Source organism: Sphingopyxis sp. 550B, assembly GCF_057401805.1.
Genome location: NZ_CM171610.1, coordinates 62,281 through 78,866, shown reverse-complemented (window position 1 = coordinate 78,866; position 16,586 = coordinate 62,281). Strand labels below are relative to the sequence as shown.

Genomic DNA, 16,586 nt, shown 5'->3' with positions numbered 1-16,586 from the left:
AAATTCCTCTCGCGCTGCACGTGGCTGACCACCGGCCGAAATCCATATGAGCAACAGACGCCGCTCTTTGGAACCGCTTCTCGACGGCCGTGGCGTAAGTCACAAGCTCGATTCAAGCGAAGTGTGACTTCGCCAATTTCGAAAGGTTGGTCGTCGTAGCCGGAGCCCATCGCAGCAAGTGATCGGTTGCCGATGCGCGATCGGGTCCGTGCCGTTCCGCTCAGGCGACGATATGGGATACGGCTGTTTCTCGCCTGCGATGACTCCAATTTCGCCAAATGCGAAGTCCGATTTGCCGATAAGGAGTCTGGTTCGAAAGCGGGCGAGAGGCGAGACCCCATCGGATCAAGATGCTCAACATAGGCGGAAGGGGGATGATCGTGCCTCGAGTCAAAAGGGAATTCGAAGTTCGACAGGCGGCTCTTCGCCCGCTTTTCGCAGTTTGCAATGGAGCAGGATCACCAGTCCCGGCGACGATTTCGCACGGGGAGATCGTCTGACATGCTGCCATTGCAAGGACTGACCGTGGTTAGCCTGGAGCATGCGATTGCCGCGCCTTTCGCAACGCGTCAGTTGGCCGACCTCGGCGCGCGAGTCATAAAGGTGGAACGCTCGGAGGGCGATTTCGCGCGCCAGTATGATATGCGCGTTCGCGGGCTTTCGTCGCATTTCGTCTGGTGCAACAGATCGAAACAAAGCGTCGTTTTGAACCTGAAGTCTCAGGAAGGTCTTGAGGCATTGATGCGGTTGGTCGATCGAGCTGATGTGTTCGTGCAGAATCTGGCGCCGGGCGCGGTGGCCCGGATGGGATTCGATGCAGAAACCTTGCGAAAAAGCCATCCACGGCTGATCTTATGCGACATCTCGGGCTATGGGAATGACGGTCCGGATCATGGCAGGAAAGCCTATGACCTGCTGATACAAAGCGAGAGTGGTTTTCTTTCGGTAACGGGCTCTGCCGAAGAACTTTGCAAGGCAGGTTGTTCCATTTCCGACATCGCGGCCGGGATGTATGCCTATTCGGGCATACTGGCAGCGCTGATCGAGCGCGGACGTACCGGGCAGGGCCGTCATATCGATGTTTCCATGCTGGAAGCCAGCGCCGAATGGATGGGGTATCCGCTCTATTATTCGTTCGATGGCGCCCCGCCACCGCCGCGGGTCGGCGCCTCACATGCGACGATTTTTCCGTATGGGCCTTTCAGGACGGCAACCGGCAGCATCATGTTTGGCGTGCAGAACGAGCGTGAATGGGAGGCTTTCTGCCGCATCGTGCTGGAACGGTCCGACTTGGCCTCCGATCTTCGTTTCTGCACGAACGCCTGTCGAAATGACAACCGCGAAATACTCGGACAAATCATCAACTCGGTATTGCTGAAGCTTCCGCGCGAAACGGTCCTGGAGCGGCTCGAACGTGCCAGGATTGCCAATGCCAACATCAACGACATGGCCGAGCTATGGGCGCACCCGCAGTTTATCGCACGCGACCGTTGGCGAACGGTGGAAAGTCCGGTCGGTCCGATCCCGGCGCTTTTGCCGCCCGGTCAGGCCGAAGCGCGGATGGACGCCATTCCTGCAGTCGGCGAGCATACCGATGAAATCCTGCGCGAAATCGGCATGATCGCATAGGCGAGCGATGCGCTCCCCGGTTGCGCGTTGCAGCTGCTCGGGCAGGAGTGGTGGGAGGCGCCATCGTCGACGATCATGCCGCTCCTGCGATTGTACGGCAGGCGCGGAAATGTGCTGGCCGCGCATCGCATGGGATTTCGAATCTTGCGAAGTCTGATTTCCCTGCAATCTGGCTGCATTCCGGTGTCCGGGGCGACTACGAAGTATTTGGACAGACGTTCGGCTTTCGATTGGACGAGAGCACGAATGCGAGGGGAGGAACATCCAATGAAGAAATTTATGACTGGCCTGCTACTTGCCGGCACTGCCTTGCCAGCCATGGCCGCCGAGCCGCAACCGGCCGAGGACGCCGCAGCAACCAAGCCGAATTCCATACAGGCCGACAGTGGGAATTCGCCGATGGGCGATATCGTGGTAACGGCCCAAAAGCGATCGGAGAACATCCAGCGCGTTCCCATCGCGATCACCGCCCTGAGCGGCGATGCCCTGCGCGACCGGCAAGTCACCAGCGTGGCCGATTTGATGACGATTGCGCCGAGCGTGAACTTCGGGACATATGGCGGCGCAGCGCGTATCGCAATCCGTGGCATCGGTTTCGACGCGATCAATCCCGGTTCCGAAGCCCGTATCGCATATCACATCGATGGCGTTTATGTCAGCCGTCCCGGCGCACAGCTGGGGTCCTTCTTTGATGTCGAACGCGTCGAAGTCCTGAGGGGACCGCAGGGTACCCTTTATGGCCGCAACGCAACTGGCGGCTCGATTAACGTCATCAGCAGGCAACCGACGGATTCGCTGGCGGGCTATGCCGATCTGACCGTCGGGAATTACGGCACCGTTTCGCTGCAGGCCGCGGTAAGCGGACCGCTGGCCGAAGGTGTGCAGGCCCGACTGGCGGTCGTATCGAACAATCGTAGCGGCTACGGCAAGAATCTCCACACGGGTACCGACATCGACGACGCAAACCAGCGCGGCGCGCGAGCCACGATCAGGATCGAGCCGACCTCGCGGTTGAGTATGACCCTGACGGGCGATTTCTATCGCGAGAGCGACAACTCGTACGGAATCCACTATTTTGACCTGTACAATCCCGGCACCACGCTACCAGGCGTCGCCCTCGGCGGTACGCCGGCCGGGAACCTGCGCGACATCAACAGCGATCGCGATCCCACGAACGACAAGCGGGTTTATGGCTTTTCGGGAACGATCAGTTACGACCTCGATCAGATTACGATCAAAAGCCTGACGGGATACAGGCATTCTCGATACGAATTCATTTCCGACCTGGATCAAACCGAAATACCTCTGAACTACTATATTAATGCAGAGCGCTCCCGCCAAATCAGTCAGGAGCTACAGTTATCGGGGAAAATCGGAGAAACCGACTGGCTCGTCGGTGGTTATTATTTCGACGAGAAAATATACGCCAGTACGCAGGCTACACGAAATCTCATGATCTCGGGTGGCTCCGACTTCATGACGAATGGCTTCGTCGTCGCAGGCGATACGCACGTCAAAGCGGTGGCCGTTTTCGGCCAGCTCGATCTTGCTGTAACCGATAGCCTGAAAATCATCGCGGGGGCACGCTACAATCGGGAGAATATCTCGATCGACGACATATTCCAGCTTGATTTCGCGCGCGCCTACGATCCCAACGCCTCGTTGATACCCCTCCCCGGTTTCCCGCGGTCGGCGAGGACCAGGAACACGGCGTTCACTCCCAAGCTGGGCGTGCAATTTCAGGCCACGCCCGATGCACTATTCTACGCTACCGTGTCGAAAGGGTTCAAGAGCGGCGGCTTCAACCTGGGGGTTGATCGCCCCGCGTTCGCGCCGGAGAAGCTCTGGGCCTATGAAGGGGGCATAAAAGTGACCGCGCTGGATCGCGCCATAAGGGCCAACCTCGCGGGATTCTACTATGATTACAGCAACCTGCAGGTGTCCAAGGTCATCAACAGCACGGTGGTCACCGAAAATGCCGCCTCGGCCGTTCTCTACGGCGGCGAACTGGAACTGACGGTGCTGCCTACCGATGCGCTGCAGTTCGATGGATCGCTCTCGTACCTGCACAGTCGTTACAAGGATTTTCAATCGCTCGACCCGGGTCGTCCCGCGCTCGGAGAGCAGGATCTCGATGGCAAACGCCTGACACAGGCACCTCGAGTGACCGTCAATGCCGGCGCGCAATATCGTTTCGACCTTGGCTCGGGTTCGCTCACCGCACGCGGAGAAATGAATTACACCTCTCGGGTCTATTTCACGGCGTTCAACGATCCGCGCGTCGGGCAGGCGGGCAACGTCAAGGCCAACGCATTTCTGACGTACCGCCCGGACGGCCAGAGTTGGATCGCAAGCGTTTTCGTGCGTAATATCACCGACAAGGTCACGCGTGCCAACGGGCTCGTCGGTTCGGCGGTGTATGGCTCTCCGGTCAACGGCTCGGTCAGCCCGCCCCGCACGTTCGGCGCGCAATTCAGGTATGAATTCTAACCCACGCGAACGGGATACGAAATTCGCGCGGCCTCGCCGGTTATGGTTCGACGGACTGCCGGGGCCCACTGCGTAAAGGAGAACGGGGCGGATGGAACTGAACAGCTTGCCGACATTCTACACCCTCGTCATGCGTGCTTTGGCGAAATACCCCGCGAGAATCGCGTTCAGGCAGGGCGACGCGCAGCTAAGCTATCGTCAGGTAAGCGCTTTGATCGCAGGCGAGCAGGCGGTCTTTCGCGCTCATGGCTTCGGGCGTGGCGCAAAGATTGCCTTTCTCAGCGAGAACCGCCCGGAACCTTGGTGTGCAAATGTCGCCGCGCAAGGGCTGGGCATCGCCACAACCTGGCTCCATCCGCTAAGCGCGCTCGACCTGCACGTCGATCAACTTGCGGAACTGGGCGCGGTCGCTTTGGTGATCGACACCGACGCGTTTGCCACCCGCGCTCGCGAACTGGCTGACAGGGTTCCCGGGCTGATGATTTTCAGCGTTGGCGCCGCCACGGTCGGTCATGATTTGATGCACCTGGCCGACGAAAGTGCAGATGTGCCGGCGCAAGATATTGCCTCATCCGGCGATATCGTGAACCTCAGCCTGACCGGCGGCACGACCGGGCGCAGCAAGATCGTGATGAAAAGCGGCGCATCGGTTGCGATGCAGTCCATCACGCTGAACGGCGAACTCGGCATGCCTGACTGTCCGCGCTATCTGGCGCTCGCGCCGATAAGTCATGTCAGCGGCCAACTCATCCTGCCGACCCTCATGCGTGGCGGCACGATCCATCTTGCCAGGAAATTTGACGTGGACGAATTCGTCAGGATCGTCGAACGCGAACGCATCAATGCGACGCTCATGGTTCCGACGATGGTCTATCGCCTGCTCGATGCCGCTCCGGACCGCGCTGCCCTGCAGTCCCTCGAACTCATCGCCTATGCCGGGTCCGTCATCTCTCCCGACCGGCTTGGCCAAGCGATGGATCTGGTCGGACCAGTCTTTGCGCAAATCTATGCGCAAGCCGAATGCACGCCTATTGCCATCCTGTCGAAGGAGCATCACGACCGCGGTGACCCCGCCTCACTCCAGGCCTGTGGAACGCCGGTCAGCACGGTACAACTCGCCATCGCCAGCGATGCGGGCGAATATGAAAGCGATCCGGGCAAGGTCGGTGAAATCTGCGTGCGCGGGCCCGCCGTCACGGCTGGTTACCTCGATAATCCGGACGAAACGGGTGTCGCCCTCGCCGATGGCTGGCTCCACACAGGCGATATCGGCTTTATCGACGAGTTCGGGCGCCTTTCGATTGTCGATCGCAAGAAAGACATGATCGTGACCGGGGGGACGAACGTCTATCCGCGCGAGGTTGAGGACCTGCTCAACAGCCATCCCGACGTGTCATCCTGCGCGGTGATCGGGGTGCCGCACGAAAGTTGGGGCGAGGCGGTGCACGCGTTTATCATTCTCCGTCCCGGTCACGAGCTTCCGGCGGAAGCGCTGCAACGTCATGTTCGGGATCGCAAAGGCCCGCTCTATGCACCCAAGACGATCGATATCGTCGGATCCCTACCGCTGACGGCGGTGGGCAAGGTGGACAAGCAAGCCCTGCGGGCGCCATTCTGGAAAGGTCGGGCCAGAAATGTCGCCTGATGGAAAGGAAGATTGCGAATGAATCTCATCGACGGCGGCAAAGACCATCCCGTATCGCCGCTCGGCCCCGTCAAGGTCGCGGTGACCGTCGACGATCTTCTGCTGTTTCGCAATATAGGCATGGCTCCAGGCCATTCCGCCGGCGGCACCGCCCGGTCGTTGATGAATGCACTGGCCGCGCATCGTCTTGCCGGGATCTATCAATTTTCCAACACCCTGAAGCTGGATGACGATCCCGATCTGTCGGAAGTGTTCGACCTGTGGGTCGAGGGTGGCCATCATGTCGGGAACCATACCCACCACCATCCCAGCATAAACTGGCTCGCGGCCGACGCTTACGCTCGAGATATCGAGCGTTCGGAGCGGCTGATCGGGCGATACATCGATGCAGCGCCGCGCCGTTGTTTTCGTTTCTGCATGGACATGTGGGGCGATACGCAGTGCAAATGCGACGAGATCACGAATTTCGTCGCCGACAGCGGCTACTTCCCGATCCCCGTGAGCGCCAATTTTCACGACTTTCGCTGGCATGCCGCCCACACGCGCGTCGTCAAGTACGGACGGTCCGACGACCTGGCGGCGCTGCACGACGATTATGTCGAAAGCGCGCTGCGCCAGCTGCGCATCCACGCCGCCAACGCACGAGCTGTTTTCGGTCGCGACGTGGCGCTTGTCTGGCTGATTCACGGGACCCCGATCGCTGGCGAATGCCTCGAGCGTATCCTCGACGCTTTCGTGGCTCACGGCGTGCAATTCGTGTCTCTCGATGAAGCGATGCGCGATCGTGCCAATGCCGAGATGCCGCCCCGGATCAGCCCGGAATTCATCTTCCAGATAGAGAAATGGGCGCTGGCCCTGGGCGTACCGGTTAACGATCGCCACCCCGGCATTCTCGAAGAAATTGAAAAGCTGTTCCCCCGCGAGGGCGAAGCGCAGATCGACATCGTGCGCCGGATGCGGGCGAATATCGAGGAATGTTTCGGCGTGGAGGCCGGTGCCTTCCCGCTGTCGCCGGATCAACACTGACGTCTTGCCGACCGCGTCACCGCGGTCGAAATCCCAAAGGATCTCCAATGCCTCTCAAGCCCCCCGCACAAGACAGCTTCACCACGATCCTGTACGAGCAGCCGGACCCGGCGATCGTGCGCATTCTGCTCAATCGACCCGAGACCCGAAACGCGCAGAATACCCGTCTGCTTTACGAACTGAACGATGCGTTCGACCGTGCCGTCCAGGATGACGAGGTCAAGGTGATCATATTGGGCGGAGTGGGCGACGACTTTTCGTCCGGCCATGACCTCAAGAACCGCGACGCCGCCGAGGTCCTCGAACAGTATCAGGTCGTCGGGACCTGGACCGGCTTTGGCTGCGAGGGGTGCGAAGGGGTGATGGCGCGCGAGAAGGAAGTCTACCAGGGCTTGTCGGAGAGGTGGCGCAACATTCCCAAGCCAGTGATCGCACAGGTCCAGGGACGCGTGATCGCAGCCGGCCTCATGCTGATATGGCCGTGCGACATCATCATCGCGGCCGATAACGCGCTTTTTGCAGACAACACCGTGGCGATGGGCGTGTGCGGCGCGGAGTTTTTCCAGCACCCATGGGAATTGGGCGTACGCCGGGCGAAAGAAATGCTCTTCACTTCGGAGTTCGTGAGCGCCCGGGACGCCCATCGGCTCGGCATGGTCAACCATGTCGTCGACCGCAACGAACTCGACAGCTTCACTCTCGAACTTGCGAGGAAAATAGCCAGGAAGCCCTTGTTCGCTCTCAAGCTGGCCAAAGAGGCAGTCAATGCGGCTCAAGACGCGCAGGGACGGGCCGGAGCGATGCAGACTGCATTTGCCTATCATCAACTCAGCCACGCGCATAACATGCAGACGCTTGGCACCCTCATCGATACGCGCGGAATCATGTCGAAGAACGTCGATTATAATGCCAAGGTATACGACCCGGCCAAGGGTTCGACTTCCTGACGGCATGTTGATTCCCGGTTCGCACCATCGGGGCGTCCCGCCTCCAGGGAAACCTGGCGTTGCAGGTGCACCTGGCTTCCTGCCATGATAGAGCGTATCAAAGTTCTCAACCGGACGGGCTAAGTTGATGCGTGGCCGACACCAGGTAAATCTTGAATCGCTCAATCTCTTCGTTCTGGCGGCGAAACTCGGAAGTATTTCCAAGGCCGCCAACGAGATGAACATCGCGCTCGCCGCGGCCAGCCGGCGGATCAAGAACCTGGAAGAATATTATGGCGCGCGGTTGTTCGACAGGACCGGGCGCGGGGTGGAGGCGACATCGGCCGGCCGGGTTCTGCTGGACCATGCCCACCACGTGTTCAGGCGCCTCGACATCGCAACGCGCGATCTCGTGGATTATGCCAGCGGTCTCATCGGAACCGTCAAACTCCACGCGTGCACGTCGGCGATCGCCCAGTTTCTGCCGGAGGATCTGTCACGGTTTGCGGCGACCTATCCCGACACGCGAGTGGATCTGCGCGAAGCCTACACCGGCAACATCGTTTCGCTTATCCGCGAAGGCCTGGCTGACGTCGGGATCGTCATGGCGGGCACGATTACCGACGGTCTGGACACCGTTCCATATAAGGAAGACAGGCTCGCGATCGTGGCGCCGAGCAACTTTCGCGAAGGTATCGACAGGATGCAATTCGCTGACCTCCATGACGAAAGCTTCGTCGTGCTGGAGGATAACGCATCGATGACTCGCCTGTTGCAATCGGTTGCCACCACGACCGGCATGCCTTTACAGATCCGCGCGCAAGTCGACAGCTTCGATGGCGTCTGCCGGATGGTCCAATCCGGTTTCGGGATCGGCATCCTGCCGGTCGTCGCCGCTCGCAACCTGGCCTATTCGCTTGGACTGCGTTTGATCGACCTGGACGAGACCTGGGCGCTGCGAAAATTCGCCATCTGTACCAACCCTCATTTCCCGGCGACATTGGCCATGCGCCGGATCGTCGAATTCCTGGGCCAGAAAAATAAATCCACCGACAATCCGTGACAAGGCACCGTCAGTCCGGGGCGACACCGGCGCCGCACGGCGCCCTGACGTGCGCAACGATTTTTCACCCTTTGTGAAACCGTTTGGAGAAGCCGTCGGGTGCCCGCCGCTGACCGTGACGACTTCGGTCGTCTTGCTACCCTAAACCGCGACGGAAACAGCCGTGCCGACAGTGTCGACGCAGGAAGAAGCGAAGGTCAGCTGCAGATCGGGGCCGCGCGCCTCGATCTCGACCGGGCTGCCATCGCCGAGACGGACGCCCTTGCCCGAGAGGGCCAGATTCTTGATCACCAGCCGCGTGTCGGCCACCGGCCCCTTGACGATCAGGTTCACGCGCCCCGGTGCGGCGGTGAAGCGGACGGCAAGCCCGCATTCGGTCTCGCCATCCGATTGCGTCCATGGCCGCGTGCCGTAGATGGCGTCGCCATTTGCGCGGAGCCATGCGCCGAAGCGTTTCAGGCGACGAAGCTGTTCGTCGGGTATGCCCGCGTCAGTTGCGCGCGGTCCGATGTTCAGCAGCAGATTTCCGTTGCGTGACACGGCATTGATGAAATCGTGGAGCAGCGTATCGGCGCTGGCGTAGTCGCTTTCGTCGTCGTTGCGGTTGAAGCCGAAGCTGTGACTCATCCCCCGTGTCGCTTCCCATTTCTTCTCCTGGATTTCGGCGAAGGCTGCATATTCGGGCGTCCGAAAATCGCTGTGCGGAATTTCCGGCGGAATGATCCCCTGTGATGCATCGGGACCCTGCCTGGCGATCGCCGCCTTGATCTTCCGGTCGACATAGCGCCGCACCAGCGGAATTTTCAGCAGGTCGCGCTGCAGGCTGGCCGCCACCCAGCGGTCGTTGACCACGCCGTCGGGCACCGCCCGATAATAGTCGGCGAACAGCCGGTACAGCGGCCCGGGCCGCGTGGGCCAGCTGATGTCGTTCCACAGCACCGACGGTTCATAGCGGTCGATCAGTTCGCGCACCTGCGCCATCGCATAGGCCGGATAGTCGCCCCCGGGCGTCGAAGCGATGAAGTCGCCGAGCGTTCGCAGCGGGCGCCGGTTGAAGGTCCAGTCGATCCCGCCCGAATAATAGACCCCGAAGCGGAGCCCGGCAGCGCGCACCGCTGCGGCGAGCTCGCCGACGATGTCGCGTCCGGTCGTCCATCCCGCCTGATGCGGGTTCGCGATCCGGCTGGGCCACAGGCAAAGCCCGTCGTGATGCTTGGTGACGAGCACGACATAACGCGCGCCGGCGTCGCGAAACGCCTCCGCCCAGGCGGCGGGGTCCCAATGGTCGAGTCCCGCCTCGAACGGCTGCTTGAAATCCTCATAGGGCGCATCGCCATAATGCGCCCGGTGGAATTCGGCAGAAGGCGTTCCCGGAACCTTGATCGCGTTCCAATACCATTCGGTATAGGGCACCATCGCGACCGCCCGGTCATAGTCCCTGGCGAAGGCTTCGCCGATCGAACCAAGGCGCGGGGCAAAGCCGGGGATGGCGAACGCGCCCCAATGGATGAAAATCCCGAACTTCGCGTCCTGATACCAGTCGGGGAGGGCGCGCGCGTTCAGTTCGGCAAGCGTCCGGGCGGTGGAAGCCATCAGCCCTGGCCCTCGCCAATGCCCGTCGAGACCGTCCGCCGATCCATCGCGCGCGAAACTCCGTTCATTTCCTGTCTCCCCTATACCTCGCCCGCTTCGTGGCGATGGTCGTGTCGGCCGTGGCAAGCCGATCATGATGATTCTATCATCATAGAAAAATATATTACGCCATTGCAACATGTGCGAACATCGAAATCGTCGTGGCGATGTCGTCTTGCTTTTCCAATGAGATAAGATGCTCCTGCCATCGCCGGGCAATCCCCGCAAATGCGCCGGGAATGGCTCTCCCATCGATAAAATCGCGATGTTAAATATACTATTATAGACTAATATATGAAACACCTATAACGATGGTGACGGGGAATGCCGCAATGGCATTTCGCCGTACATAGCGTGGACCCGGTGAAGCGGGCCCATCGCGCCAATAATCGACCAGCAGGATCGCTGGCGGCGGGAGAGGCGTGGTATGCGAAATATATCTTGGATGTTTGCGGGCGTCGCATTCATGGCGATGCCGGCTGCGGCTCAGACGCAGGGTACGACGACGGCCGGGAGCCGGCCTTCCGTGGCGGAAGACGGCCCGGGCCTGACCGAAATCGTCGTCACGGCCGAAAAGCGGACGGCCAATCTGCAGGAAGTCCCGCTGGCCATATCGGCCTATACGTCCGATGCGCGCCAGCTCGCCGGTATCGACACGCTGCAGGATTTCGCCAACTTCACGCCCGGATTGAGCTATTCGGCGGGCAATGATCGCGTGTTCATCCGCGGCATCGGGCGCCAGACCAACACCAACGGCAGCGATCCCGGCGTTTCGACCTATACGGACGGCATCTATGACGCCTCGACCACTTCGATCGCGGCGTCCGATTTCTTCATCGATCGCATCGAAGTGCTGCGCGGCCCGCAGGGCACGCTTTATGGCCGCAACTCGATCGGCGGCGCGATCAATGCGATTTCCAAAAGGCCGACCGAGGACTTCAGCGCCGACCTGCGCGGCACCGTCGGCAATTATGGGCTCTATACGATCGAGGCATCGGCATCGGGCGCGCTGACCCGGGGGCTGCGCACGCGGCTGGCGGGCGGATACCACAAGCAGGGACGCGGCTATTTCAAGAACGAGGCCGGCGGGATCAGCGAAGGCGGCCGCGGCGAGCGCCGCTATGTCGAATTGCAGCTGGAGGCCGACCTCGGATCCGACGTGACGGCATGGGCCAAGATATTCTCGGGCCGAAGCGACTTGAATCCGCACCCGCTCAACCGCATCGGCGCCTATGACTTCGCTCCCTATCCGACCGGTGCGATCACGCCGGGCGCGGCGTTCGGCTACCTGATTCCGGGCGTCGTCGCTCTCGATCCCGATCCGGTGCCGCCCGGCGCGACCGACATCCGGCGCTTCAGCGCCGATACGACGCAGACCGAGCGCCTGCGCGGCAATTTCGGCGCGACGGGCGATATCAAATGGTCGCTGCCGACCTTCGACGTCCGCCTGCTCGGCGGCTATCAGAAATATCGTATCGACAACACATACGAACTCGATGGGACGAGCGTGATTTCCTACGCTTTTCCGCTTGCCCCGGGCGGCGGCGTCTGCGCCTTCATTCCCGGCTGCACACCGCTCACCGCCTTTCCGTCGACGCAGCTCAATCTGCACAACGACAAGAGCTTCGGCAGCGGCGAACTCAACCTGACGTCGAACACCGACGGACCGCTGCAATGGGTCGCTGGCGTCTATTATTATCAGGAGGCGCTGACACAGGAATCGCACTTCAACGCGCCCAACCAGCTGCAACTGCGCGCGCCGGCCAACGGCCCCGCCAACCCGCTCGGCGATTTCGTCTATGCCGCCTCGACGCTGACCACCAAATCGTCGGCGGTCTTTGGTCAGGTCGACTATCGCTTCACCGACGCGCTGCGCATCACGGCCGGGTTGCGCTATACGCATGACAGGAAGAGCGGCGACGAATCCTTCCGCATTCTCTGCTTCGGCTGCGGCGGCTTCTCGCCCGACCTTTATGGTTCGGCGACTCCGGCGCTCGACATCACCGCGTCGCAAATCTCCACGCTCCCCGCACCGGGGGTCGCGTCGGCCGTGACCATCGATCCCGCAACGGGCATTGCGCGGCGCGGGCTGGCGAACAGCTGGGACGCGCTGACCGGGACCGTTGCGGTCGAATGGCAACCCGGCGACGACCAGCTTGCCTTCCTCCGCTACAGCCGCGGCTACAAGTCTGGCGGATTCAACGCCGGCGGCATTTCGGTGCTGCCGCAGACCGGAGCGGAGCATGTCGACGCTTTCGAAGCGGGCTACAAGCATGCAATCGGCCGGCGGCTGCGCGTCAATCTGGCCGGCTTCTATTATGATTATCAGGGGCTTCAGGTGCCGTTGACGGTGTCGCAGCCGGGCGGCGCGCAGCTCACCCAGTTCTTCAACCTCAAAAGCTCGCAAAGCTATGGTGCCGAGCTCGAACTTGCCTGGCAGCCCGCCGATCCGCTGCAACTGTCGTTCAACTATGGCTACGGCCATTCGCGGATCGGCGACGGATGCTGCTTCGTCGATGGGCAGGACCCGCTGGCGGTGCAGCCCGGCGCGCAGCCGTCGGGACCGTCAGTCAATGGCCAGCAGCCGCAAAGCGTCGCGGGCGCGCGGCTGTCCGACACGCCGCGCCACAAGCTGGCGCTCAATGCGATGTACAGCATCGACTTCGAACCCGGCACCCTTTCGCTGTCGGGAAACTATGTGCTGCGCAGTTCGGCCTACAGCAACATCTTCAATCGCCCCTACAACCGGATGCCTTCCTGGGATCAGGTCGATTTGCGCGCGATCTGGACCGGTACGGGCGATCGCTATCGCGTCGTTGCCTTCGTCAAGAATCTGTTCGACAGCAAGGGATATGACAGCGCGCAGGGCAATTTGCTCGCGTCGTCGCCGACGTTGGAGGTTGCGCAATCCTATTCGCTGACCCCGCCGCGAACCTATGGCCTCCAGCTCGAAGTCCGGTTCCGATAGGCCGCTCGCGTGAGCAGGACCGACGCACGTCCGGCCGATGCCCTGCCGTTCAGGACCCGGCTTCTCTATGGTTCGGGCACCATCGCCTTCGGCATCAAGGACCATGGCTTCAACGCGCTCCTGATGCTGTTCTACAACCAGGTCGTCGGACTTCCGGCGGCCTGGGTGGGAACGGCGATCATGATCGCGATGATCGCCGACGCGCTGTTCGATCCGTTGCTCGGACAATATTCGGACAATGTCCGGACGCGTTGGGGCCGCCGGCACCCCTTCATGTATGCCGCCGCTTTTCCCATCGCACTTTTCTATCTGCTGCTGTGGACGCCGCCCGGGATGGCGCATGGCGCGCAGTTCGCCTGGCTCGTCACCACGGCCATCCTCGTGCGCTTTTCGATCAGCCTTTATGAGATCCCCTCGACCGCGCTGCTTGCCGAATTCACCAGCGATTATGACGAGCGCACCAAGCTGGTTGCCGCGCGCTATTTCTTCGGCGTGTGCGGCGGCATCGGGATGACGGTCGTGACCTTCGGCTATTTCCTGCGGCCGACGCCGACGCAGCCGGTCGGCCATCTCAACGCGGGCGGCTATGTCACCTATGCCTGGGCGGCGGCGGCGATCATGCTGCTGTCGGTCCTTGTCTCCTCGCTGGGGACGCAGAGGGAGGTGCTGAAACGCCCGCCGCCGCCACCGGTCGTCAAGGTTCCGGTCGGACGGATGCTGCGCGAGATGCTAGGCGTACTGGTTCACCCCGCCTATGTCTCCATCCTGCTCGCCAGCCTGTTCTTCGCCGTGGCGTCAGGACTCAACCTGTCGCTGGGCGTCTATTTCTCGACCTATTTCTGGGAACTCAGCGCCAGTCAGATCGCCACCGTCGCATCGACCGCGGTTGCGGGCATTCTGCTCGCCTTCGTCGTCGTGCTGCCGTTGTCGGCGCGTTTCGGCAAAAAGCCGGCGGCGATGCTCATGTTCGGCCTGTCGCTGATATCGAGTGTCGTCCCGCTGATCCTGCGTCTTGTCGGCCTGTTTCCGGCCAACGGCGATCCGCTGCTGCTGTGGCTGCTGATGGGGCAATTCGCCTTCAGCATGATGACGACGGTCGCGGGCGGCATCCTGGCGGTGTCGATGGTCGCCGACGTGACCGACCAGATCCGGCTCGAGACCGGCCGCCGCTCCGAAGGCCTGCTGTTTTCGGCCGCGACGATGGTCAACAAGGCGGTTTCGGGCATGGGGATCATGCTCGCGGGGCTGCTGCTGTCCTTCGTCGGTTTTCCCGACAATGCCCGGCCGGGACAGGTCGGTGCCGATGCGCTACACGGGCTGGCGACCATCTATATCGTGGCGCTGTCGGTCGCGACCGCCATCGCAATCCTCTGCCTCGCCCATTATCCGATCAGCCGGTCGCGCCATCTGGAAAATATCCGGCAACTGGGCGAAGCTGCCGCGGAATGATCGCGGGTCTCGTTGCGGTCGAACCCTTGCTAGCGTCCTGACCCTAGATGCCGTCGCGCCGGGTTAGTGGCAGGCCGCGGGCGAGCACCGCCTCGGCCGCTTCGAGCAGGCGTTCGTTCTCGGCCACCAGATCACCCGCGCGGCCGCTTTCGATCCAGGCATCGAACGCCATCCGCCCGCCCGCGACAAGCATCGCGGCGACCATTTGCGCGCGGCGGTCGACCGTCGGATCGATGCCGAGCTCGTCGGCGATATAGTCGGTCATCAGATCGATCTGGAGCCGCTGATGCCCATACCACACCGGCAGCAGTTCGGGTTCGCCCGCGAGCGCGCGGCCGAGGTTGATCTGGCCGTCGCCATCGCGCTCATAGGCGTGCGCGAGCCGGACCACCTGGTTGCGCCAGAAGGTGAGCACCGGCACCCCCTGTGCGCGATGCGTCGCGACCACCGCTTCGAACCGGGTGCCCGCAGTTACCGCGATCGCCGCGGCCAGATCGCGCTTCGAGGCGAAATGGGTGAACAGCGTGGTGATGTGGATATCGGCGGCTTCGGCGATCGCAGCCATCGTCGCATCGGCATAGCCGAGCGTGACGAACAGGCGACGCGCGGCTTCCTCGATACGTTGGCGCGTCCGCGCCTTCGCCGCGGCGCGCCTCGGGAAACTGACTTTGGTAGGTTCGTCCATGGGCCGCTTATAATCGATGCCGCAAGAAGTGCCAGCTATATAAGTTGATTATTCTACTCTTATAGTGTAATCGATCGATCGATGAAATTCGGGAGATGAATGGCGATGATCGAACCGTCGATGCGCAAGGAATTCGAAACCTGGGTCGAGACGGCCCGTCCGCCGCTGGCGGAGGAGCCGGCACTGGGCCTCGCTGCCCTGATGACGACCGCTGCCTTCGTCGATCCCGTCGCGCAGGTGCCGATCTTCGACGCCATCGCAGCCGCCACGGCGGCGAGCGACAACGGTGCCGCGCGCGCGACGCAGATCGCGGCGGCGCTGCCGTGGGCGACCGAGGGCAAACCGCGCATCGCGCTGCCGCGCGCGCTGTGGGACGATTATTGGGCGATCGTTGCCGAGCCGCCCTCGCCGACCGCGGGCGAACTCGATCTGACGCTCGCCGTCGTCGCGCTCGGCAGCCGCTACGACCAGCGGATGATCGACGCCTGCGAGGCGGCGCTGCTCGAATTCGACAGCGTGCACGAACTGATCGCCCAGCCCGAGGTGCGGCTGACCACCGCCGATCTGGAAAGCCATGCAGCCGACAGCCTTGCGCATGATCTGTTGTCGATGCTGAATGCGAACGGGTACGATATCGAGGTGATCGACGCCGACACCGTCGTCCTGCCGGGCGATTACCCGGCGCAGAACCGGACCAACCGGCGCATCCTCCAGCTCCACGACATCTGGCATCTGGTCGCCGGATACGGCTTCACCCCGGCGGGCGAGGTCGCGATCTCCGGCTTTCAGATGGCGCAGTTCGGCCAGAATTATTCGACGCGCTTCCTGGCGACGGTGGCGACCAAGGCCGCGGTCCACGCACCTGCGATGATGGACATGCTGCTGACCGTGATGTTCGACGGCTGGCGCCACGGACGCGCGACGAAGGAGCTGATCGCGGTTCCGTGGCACCAGCGCATCGCCGACCCGATCGAGCGCGTTCGCGCCGAACTCGGCATTCGTCCGCTCGACAGTGCGGCGGTGCGGATGATGGAGGCTCTCACCCCGGTGGCCGCCTAGCGCGGCCGCGCCGG

General features: G+C 61.9%; 11 protein-coding genes. 9 read left to right on the top strand and 2 right to left on the bottom strand.

The features are described from left to right. Window positions 1-501 precede the first annotated feature (501 nt). From AC2S9W_RS00350 to AC2S9W_RS00325, 6 genes are all read left to right on the top strand, one after another. Window positions 502-1,629, top strand: a complete 1,128-nt coding sequence (locus tag AC2S9W_RS00350; RefSeq protein WP_486571474.1) for a CaiB/BaiF CoA transferase family protein — start codon at window positions 502-504, stop codon at window positions 1,627-1,629. A gap of 267 nt (window positions 1,630-1,896) precedes the next feature. Beyond that, entirely contained in the window at window positions 1,897-4,119 is a 2,223-nt protein-coding gene (locus tag AC2S9W_RS00345; RefSeq protein WP_486571473.1) for a TonB-dependent receptor, read from the top strand. Between the two features lie 91 nt (window positions 4,120-4,210). Further along, a complete protein-coding gene (locus AC2S9W_RS00340; protein ID WP_486571472.1) occupies window positions 4,211-5,764 on the top strand; it encodes an AMP-binding protein in 1,554 nt (517 codons plus the stop codon). A gap of 18 nt (window positions 5,765-5,782) precedes the next feature. Further along, window positions 5,783-6,790, top strand: a complete 1,008-nt coding sequence (locus AC2S9W_RS00335) for a polysaccharide deacetylase family protein (RefSeq protein ID WP_486571471.1) — start codon at window positions 5,783-5,785, stop codon at window positions 6,788-6,790. 47 nt (window positions 6,791-6,837) lie between these two features. Beyond that, window positions 6,838-7,737, top strand: coding sequence for an enoyl-CoA hydratase (locus AC2S9W_RS00330; RefSeq protein WP_486571470.1), 900 nt, complete (start codon window positions 6,838-6,840; stop codon window positions 7,735-7,737). 127 nt (window positions 7,738-7,864) lie between these two features. Continuing rightward, window positions 7,865-8,779 (top strand): LysR family transcriptional regulator, encoded by a 915-nt coding sequence (locus AC2S9W_RS00325; RefSeq protein ID WP_486571469.1) that lies wholly within the window; start codon window positions 7,865-7,867, stop codon window positions 8,777-8,779. A gap of 141 nt (window positions 8,780-8,920) precedes the next feature. Here AC2S9W_RS00325 and AC2S9W_RS00320 read toward each other — a convergent pair whose 3' ends face one another. After that, entirely contained in the window at window positions 8,921-10,372 is a 1,452-nt protein-coding gene (locus AC2S9W_RS00320; protein WP_286750051.1) for an alpha-L-fucosidase, read from the bottom strand. Between the two features lie 565 nt (window positions 10,373-10,937). Between AC2S9W_RS00320 and AC2S9W_RS00315 the strand changes: the two genes are divergently transcribed. After that, entirely contained in the window at window positions 10,938-13,379 is a 2,442-nt protein-coding gene (locus AC2S9W_RS00315) for a TonB-dependent receptor (protein ID WP_286750050.1), read from the top strand. 9 nt (window positions 13,380-13,388) lie between these two features. Next, window positions 13,389-14,828: an MFS transporter gene (locus AC2S9W_RS00310; protein WP_067106344.1), complete on the top strand. Its 1,440-nt coding sequence runs from the start codon at window positions 13,389-13,391 to the stop codon at window positions 14,826-14,828. Between the two features lie 43 nt (window positions 14,829-14,871). Here the strand turns inward: AC2S9W_RS00310 and AC2S9W_RS00305 are convergent, their stop codons facing one another. Continuing rightward, window positions 14,872-15,513: a TetR/AcrR family transcriptional regulator gene (locus tag AC2S9W_RS00305; protein ID WP_067185958.1), complete on the bottom strand. Its 642-nt coding sequence runs from the start codon at window positions 15,511-15,513 to the stop codon at window positions 14,872-14,874. A gap of 99 nt (window positions 15,514-15,612) precedes the next feature. Between AC2S9W_RS00305 and AC2S9W_RS00300 the strand changes: the two genes are divergently transcribed. Continuing rightward, window positions 15,613-16,572: a Coq4 family protein gene (locus AC2S9W_RS00300; RefSeq protein WP_286750049.1), complete on the top strand. Its 960-nt coding sequence runs from the start codon at window positions 15,613-15,615 to the stop codon at window positions 16,570-16,572. Window positions 16,573-16,586: the final 14 nt, after the last annotated feature.

What these genes read in the sequence shown, in the direction of transcription:
- AC2S9W_RS00300 (WP_286750049.1), top strand. Translation starts at nt 15,613, where the DNA reads ATGGCGATGATCGAACCGTCGATGCGCAAGGAATTCGAAACCTGGGTC.
- AC2S9W_RS00345 (WP_486571473.1), top strand. Translation starts at nt 1,897, where the DNA reads ATGAAGAAATTTATGACTGGCCTGCTACTTGCCGGCACTGCCTTGCCA.
- AC2S9W_RS00330 (WP_486571470.1), top strand. Translation starts at nt 6,838, where the DNA reads ATGCCTCTCAAGCCCCCCGCACAAGACAGCTTCACCACGATCCTGTAC.
- AC2S9W_RS00325 (WP_486571469.1), top strand. Translation starts at nt 7,865, where the DNA reads ATGCGTGGCCGACACCAGGTAAATCTTGAATCGCTCAATCTCTTCGTT.
- AC2S9W_RS00350 (WP_486571474.1), top strand. Translation starts at nt 502, where the DNA reads ATGCTGCCATTGCAAGGACTGACCGTGGTTAGCCTGGAGCATGCGATT.
- AC2S9W_RS00340 (WP_486571472.1), top strand. Translation starts at nt 4,211, where the DNA reads ATGGAACTGAACAGCTTGCCGACATTCTACACCCTCGTCATGCGTGCT.
- AC2S9W_RS00305 (WP_067185958.1), bottom strand. Translation starts at nt 15,513, where the DNA reads ATGGACGAACCTACCAAAGTCAGTTTCCCGAGGCGCGCCGCGGCGAAG.
- AC2S9W_RS00335 (WP_486571471.1), top strand. Translation starts at nt 5,783, where the DNA reads ATGAATCTCATCGACGGCGGCAAAGACCATCCCGTATCGCCGCTCGGC.
- AC2S9W_RS00320 (WP_286750051.1), bottom strand. Translation starts at nt 10,372, where the DNA reads ATGGCTTCCACCGCCCGGACGCTTGCCGAACTGAACGCGCGCGCCCTC.